Source organism: Campylobacter concisus, from assembly GCF_002912425.1.
GTDB lineage: Bacteria > Campylobacterota > Campylobacteria > Campylobacterales > Campylobacteraceae > Campylobacter_A > Campylobacter_A concisus_AH.
On sequence record NZ_POYR01000109.1, the window covers coordinates 1 to 6434 of the forward strand.

At 31.5% G+C, this 6434-nt stretch carries 4 protein-coding genes and 1 pseudogene; all 5 read right to left on the reverse strand.

The annotated features are described in order from the left end of the window. A pseudogene (locus CYP84_RS11030) lies at positions 1-1496 on the reverse strand (ATP-binding protein); the annotation flags it as partial. Between the two features lie 3 nt (positions 1497-1499). Beyond that, entirely contained in the window at positions 1500-2450 is a 951-nt protein-coding gene (locus tag CYP84_RS11035) for an RNA helicase domain-containing protein (RefSeq protein ID WP_258033902.1), read from the reverse strand. A gap of 10 nt (positions 2451-2460) precedes the next feature. After that, complete coding sequence (locus tag CYP84_RS05425; protein WP_103636912.1) at positions 2461-3660, reverse strand: ATP-binding protein; 1200 nt, start codon at positions 3658-3660, stop codon at positions 2461-2463. 141 nt (positions 3661-3801) lie between these two features. Then, complete coding sequence (locus tag CYP84_RS05430) at positions 3802-5940, reverse strand: tyrosine-type recombinase/integrase (RefSeq protein ID WP_103636913.1); 2139 nt, start codon at positions 5938-5940, stop codon at positions 3802-3804. Between the two features lie 323 nt (positions 5941-6263). After that, positions 6264-6425, reverse strand: coding sequence for a type II toxin-antitoxin system RelE family toxin (locus CYP84_RS05435; RefSeq protein WP_219809541.1), 162 nt, complete (start codon positions 6423-6425; stop codon positions 6264-6266). Positions 6426-6434 lie beyond the last annotated feature (9 nt).

Sequence of the window (6434 nt, forward strand, 5' to 3'; positions counted from 1 at the left end):
ACATTGTTACCTTTAAAAATTTTATAAGGACTTGCGCACAACAAATCATCTGTATCAAAATAACTATGCTTAAATAGAGTTTGTATACTTTTATCATATGTAATGTTATTTTTATCCAAAAAAGATAAAAATTTTCTTACTATTCTACAATGTTTATAAATTTTTGAATTAAAGTATTTTACAACTAAATCTACTATATATTTTTTATCTTGCTCTATTATTTCTATGCTATTTGAAATATTAGGTTTTCGATAGTATGTATTTATAAATTTTTCCAAGTCAGCCAAAAAACAATTATTTTTAAAAATCTCATCAAGCCTTTCAAATATAGTTTTTCTAAAATCATTCAAAGCTTGTGTTGGAACAAGAGTATGGTTATATAAATTTAATGTTCTACCATGATATCTAGCATCTTGAAAGTCAGTGCCTAACATCTCACTGGCAATCCTAATAAATAGTCTTTTTAAGAGCAAAGTATCACTATTTTTTGATAGTTCCCAAAGCTTGTCCATAACTATCTTTTCTTTTTTGTATTCATATCTATAGCTATTAAGCTCATATCCAAAATCTTTTACCAAAGTATAAATAACTTCATGTATTTTATTTGGCTTTTTATTTAGATACATCACTATTAATTCTATTGTGATCTTTAGTTTGCTTTCATCATTACTTCTGGATAGCAAAGAAAGTATATTTAGTACCAAATCTGATCTATTATCGTTATCTTTAAAAATATCAATACTATTTACATCTATATGCTCTTGTTCTAAATCTTGTATCTCTTCATGTAGTTTTTCTAGTATTTCTGATTCTTTTAGATACCAAAAATTTTCTACAAACTCTATTATTGGATTGTTATCATGCCCTACCAATAATGATTTATCTGAGCATTCTATCCATAGTCTATCTACAGGATCTTTTAGCTCTTTTAAGATTAAATTGATATCAAAAACCGGCATTATTTGATTTAAAAAATCTCGTATTTTGCCTGAATGGTTTGGGAAAAAATTTACTATAAAACTACTTATTTTTAAGCTTTTATCCACAAATACAGTCTTATAAAAAAGATAGGATGCTAGTATCTGATCTGATACTTTAATGACACTATTTTCATACATATCAAGTATCTCATATCTATGAAGCTTTTCTATTTTATCCCAAATAGCAACAATATCAAGCTCAAAGGCTTGTTTTATAACTTCCACTTGTTTATCGTTTTGCCTGTCGATCACTCTAAAAAATGCTACTATCGCAACTATTTTTTCAATCTCAATATCACCAAAAATATTTATATCATTATCAGCACTTTTAAAATACTCTTTGTATAAATCATACGTATTATTTACAGCATCAAAAGATCCATTTTGAGCTATTTTACAAGCCATAAAAGCCATTCTGGGATTATTTTGTGAAATCTCTACAATTTTTTCCTTATATACAGGATCTATATTTTTAAAATTTCTAGCAATGATTTCACTTACTGAGATATTGTGCATAGATTATATTTCAATAACTGAGTAACCAATATTGCTTGGAACTTTATCTATAATATCTTTAGCATAGTCTCTAACTGTAGCAACTATCTTGATTTGAGAATTTGTAATTTTTTTGTTAAAAGAGTTAAACAAATATCCAAGTGCTTGATGAATCCTGTTGACATCATCAATAAAAATTAAAAATTTCTCATCTTCAACTTTAAAATACGCCATTAAATCATCGTAAATATTGACACCTCTATTAAAAATGGCTTTAAATTTATACCCATTTTCCTTAGCAAATTTAGGTGCAACCTCTATTGCTAATCTTGTTTTTCCAACTCCAGCTTTTCCTGTTATAAATGTTATTTGACTGTCTTTTAAAGCAAGCTCTATATTAGCCACTTCTTTATCTCTACAACAAAGTACTGTATTTAGCGGTGTAGCATAGCCGCCGCTTTCATACTCCGCAACAAAATCGCTCTCGTCTAATATCTGCACGGTATCTACGCTTACACCAAGAAAGTCATATGCTATTTTAGAATAGTTTGCATACAAGTCATTTGCTAGACTTGAAATTCCTATAAAAAATAATTTATCTTTTGAATTACAATACTTTTGTAAAATTTCTAATTCATTAGGCTTAATATCGCTATTGCAAGCTAAAATAACTTTCTTTATTTTAGAGATACCAATACCGGTTTTTGCTTCATCAAAACATTTTTCCAAATCTTTTAAAAATTTACACACTATATCTGATTTTTGCGTTGTACATTCTACAAAGATATAATTCCCATCTTCTAGAGCTACAAAACTATCTGGAGTCCCTGAAATAGGTTTATCTTCGCCTATTTTTGTACCGTTTGAATGAATCATAAAAGAAAACTTCTTGGATAAATATGTATTTATCAATTTGTGAAATTTTGAGGCATCTATTTGAGATAACTCTTGTTCTATTTGGTTTATCTTGCTCATACATAAATCCCTAATACAAAAACCCAAACAGCCAAAGTGGAATTTTATTTCCAACCCCTACTTCAATATCATCTGCTGCTATATATGAATTTGGCATATCTTTTATCTGCTCAAAGCCTTTTTTAGCTCCACCTATTTCAAAGGTAAAATTATTACCAACCATAAAGTCACCATTTTTGCCTGAGTAAATTTCAGTGATATTTCCAAGCTGATTGGCAAAAAATGTCTCTCTCACATTTCCTATATCAGGGCTATTTATATACATTAAATTTGTATTTTCAAGGTAAATTTTGTCTGCCTTATCCATATTTTTTATAGCTAACTCATTTTTCATTAAAAGCCTTATAAGCCCAGCACTATCAAGCATAGCAAGATACTCTTTTAGCGTCCTATCATCCCTTATATCAACAAGCGATTTTAGGCTTGAGTAGTTTGGTTGATATGGGACGTTTGTGCTTATAGCATGAGTTAAGATCTTTAGTTTTCTTGCCGTATTGCCGTTTAAATTTGGATATATACTTAAAAGATCGCTATCTATCGTGGCTTCTATACTTTGTCTTAGGGTCTGATAAAAGGCGGTATCATTTGGCATATCATTATAGTATGGGTAGTAGCCTACCTTTAGATACTCTCTAAAAAGTTTAATAACTGCTAGATCTTTTTGCTTTAAGGCATTAATGATATTAACAGCCATCTCCTGATGGTTTGTGAGTAAATTTGTAAGCTCAACTGCTTCTAAATTTATGTCGTATCTTAGCCCTGCATACTCCCTAAAGCTCATTCCACTCATCTTATATACTATCGCTCTTCTGCTTAGATCATGAGAGCTTTTTAGCACTTCAAGAGCAGATGAACCAGTAGCTACTATATTTAACTCTTTAAAATTATCATAGGCAAATTTTAATACGGCCGATATATCTTTGCTTTTATGAATTTCATCTAGATATAGGTATTTGCCGCCATTTAGAACAAACTCTCTTGTAATCGAGGTTATATCATTTGATATCTCTATGTCATCTAGGCTTAAGTAAAGACTATTTTTGTTTTTACTAGCTAGCTGAGCTAGAGTGGTTGTTTTGCCTATCCCTCTTTGCCCTAGAATAACGATAAGTCTATGAGATAAGTCCTTGGAGTCTATAAAATATCTTTTAAATTTAGGGTTGTTTAACCTTATAAGGTCATTGCTTTTTAAAAAAAGTTGATCTAGCATAGTTTATCCCTGAATTATGTAATACAATACAATTATATCATAAAAAGGTATGTGATAGACTACAAATATGGTTGATCTTAAAACCATAAACCCTTCTTTATTGTAAATGGCTATATACATTTACAATTAAAAAAGCACTCACTATTCCCCTCCTTGATAAAAATTTATCTCTTCAACTAGATCCTTTAGAATTTTAGGAGTTACTGGTTCACCATAAGTATTCATGGTGATCTTGTATTGTTGTTCATGTCCTACTAGGGCAGCTATATGCTCAACTCTTTGGCCACTTTGAATGAGCTTGTTTATGAATGTGTGTCTAAATGAGTGAAATGTCCTTGTCTTATCACCATCTTTTATAACTTGAGTATTGATCTTCTTTCTAAAATATTCAGAGAAGTCTTTATTGTCACAGTTAAATAACCTAACTGCTTTACCACTTTGCTTAGCTAGTTTCTTTTTACTCTCTATAAATTCAAACAGCCCAATCCTACTTAGCTTAGAGTGGATAGGCACTATCCTTGCAGAGTTTCTAGTCTTTAAAGTCTTGCTCTTACCAGTTTTTACATCTACTTTTGTATTTAAACTAAAGCATACTATGTTATATTTTTCAACTATATCATCTGTGTTTAGCTGGATTATCTCATTTAGTCTCATGCCAGAGTAGGCTGCTATATGAGTAACGAAAAATAGCTCATCTTTACTAATTCTTTGGCTTTTAGTATTACCACTTGACCTGATCTTACTAACAATATCCAAAAGTGCGTTTACGTCACTATCTTCATAAGGGTTTTTATTTGTAACATCATCCTGGTTTAAATTTATTTGTAGGTCCATAGCTGGGTTCTTATCTATATAGTCGCTATCGTAGCAGTATTTAAAAAACTCACTAACTCTAACAATATACTTTTTGATGGTTGATTTAGAAATTTTTGGTCTATCCTTTGCTAAAGCTATGATCTCATCTAGGCTCTTATCTTTATAGAGACTATTTTGAGAGAGCTTGGTTGGTAGTTGTAGCAAAATATTTCTGAAATTTAGCAAGTCATCTCTTTTTATCTTTTTGATATCTAGCCCATCACCAAATTTCATAGACATTAGCCGTCCTACATGTCTAACAAGACCAAATGTGCTATCACTCCAGTTGTTTGAAATACTCGTGTTTGATACATAGTTTTCAAATGCACTCTTTAGCGTGACCATGTCAGCTTTGCTCTCGCTTTTAGTAGATGAGACTAGCTGTGATTTAAAGCTTCTAGCTCTATTTGAGAAGAGCTTTTGAAAGAAATTTATAGCTTCATTGAAAGTCATGCCACTAGCATCACTTGTATCATCTATCGCAAGGTCTTTAGCCTCAATGTCACTTAAAACTATGCCCTTATCTTCATATTTATCTGCCTTATATAGCTTTACCTGACCACCAAAGGTAGGATCATTTAAATTTCCATATCCAAATTTTAGATCATCACTTAGTTCATTGTCTCCATCTGGTGATAACTCACAACCAAATATTCTTAGGATATCGTTTTGTGTGAGTGCTCCCTTTTGTTTAGCTAGCTCATTTATAGCATCTCTTAGCTCACAAATAGAGTGTTTTAAGGACTTTTTAGTAAAAGGTAGCACCAAATCCTGCCTTTTTAAAGTCTCTATGTCGTCTTGATAGCTATGCAAGTTACTATCTTTAACGCATTTTACTATCTCGTCTTTGGTGCCATTATCTAAATTTGCACTCTTGTGCTTTTTACCAAGTGGCACAAATGTCTGTTGCTTATCATTTAGTAGCTTTTGATTTTTGCACATCTTATATGATATGTGATTTATGTTATCTATCGTTGCCTCAAGCACTCTTTTGCCAAGAAGCTTTTTGGTGTGAGAATCAGTGCAAGATAGCTTTTTGCAGATATCATCAACCTCTTTTGATATCACACTGGGCAAGCTATCTTCTTTTAAACTCTGTTTTAAAAACAAATTTAGTGATAGTAGTCCATCTAAATTTATATATCTGCCAAGCATATCATGCTCTTTGATACTTTTGGCCTCCTTGGCTTTTAAAAGCATAAGCACCAAGTGCTCTATAAGTTCGCTGCTCAAATTCATCTTCCATGCCTTTTTGATCGCGTTAAAAATTATAGAGTAGATCTTAGCACGATTTTTTGCTGTATCAAAGCGTTTTGTGAGGAAGGAGGTTATATATTCGGTTTTATTACCAAAATAAGGCCTCAAATATAGTGGGATAGCTACTCTAAAGTAGTATATGCCATTTCGTTTGACTAGATATTGCATCTTTGTTACCTATGCAATATAACTTTGTAGCAAAATGTAGCAGATATCTAGTGTAAAACTGGCTGTATGCCGTCTTTTTGGTGCCTACACAAGGTTTATTTTTAAACCCTCATAAGCCGGAGGTCGGGAGTTCAAGTCTCCCCTTTGACACCAAAACATCCTATTTTAGGCACTAGCAGTGATGCTTTTGTTCTTTCCCTTTCTTTAAAATTTCCTAAAAGTATGGTACAGTTTTTATAAAAAGCGGTACATTTTTTCAGGATTGTTTTATTTTACAAGATGCTTTCTATAAATTTGCTTTTATTTTTACTGATAAATAAATTTTATCTCAAGTAGACATCTTCATAGCCTCGTAGCTTGTCCTTGACAACCTTTGGGTTTTCTAGACGCTCACTTAGCTTCTTTTTAAACTGCACCTTTATGCTATTGTCAAGCTTTTGCCACTCTTTTAAAGCACTTGGTAAGAACTCTAACTCATAGCTCATCTAGACTTA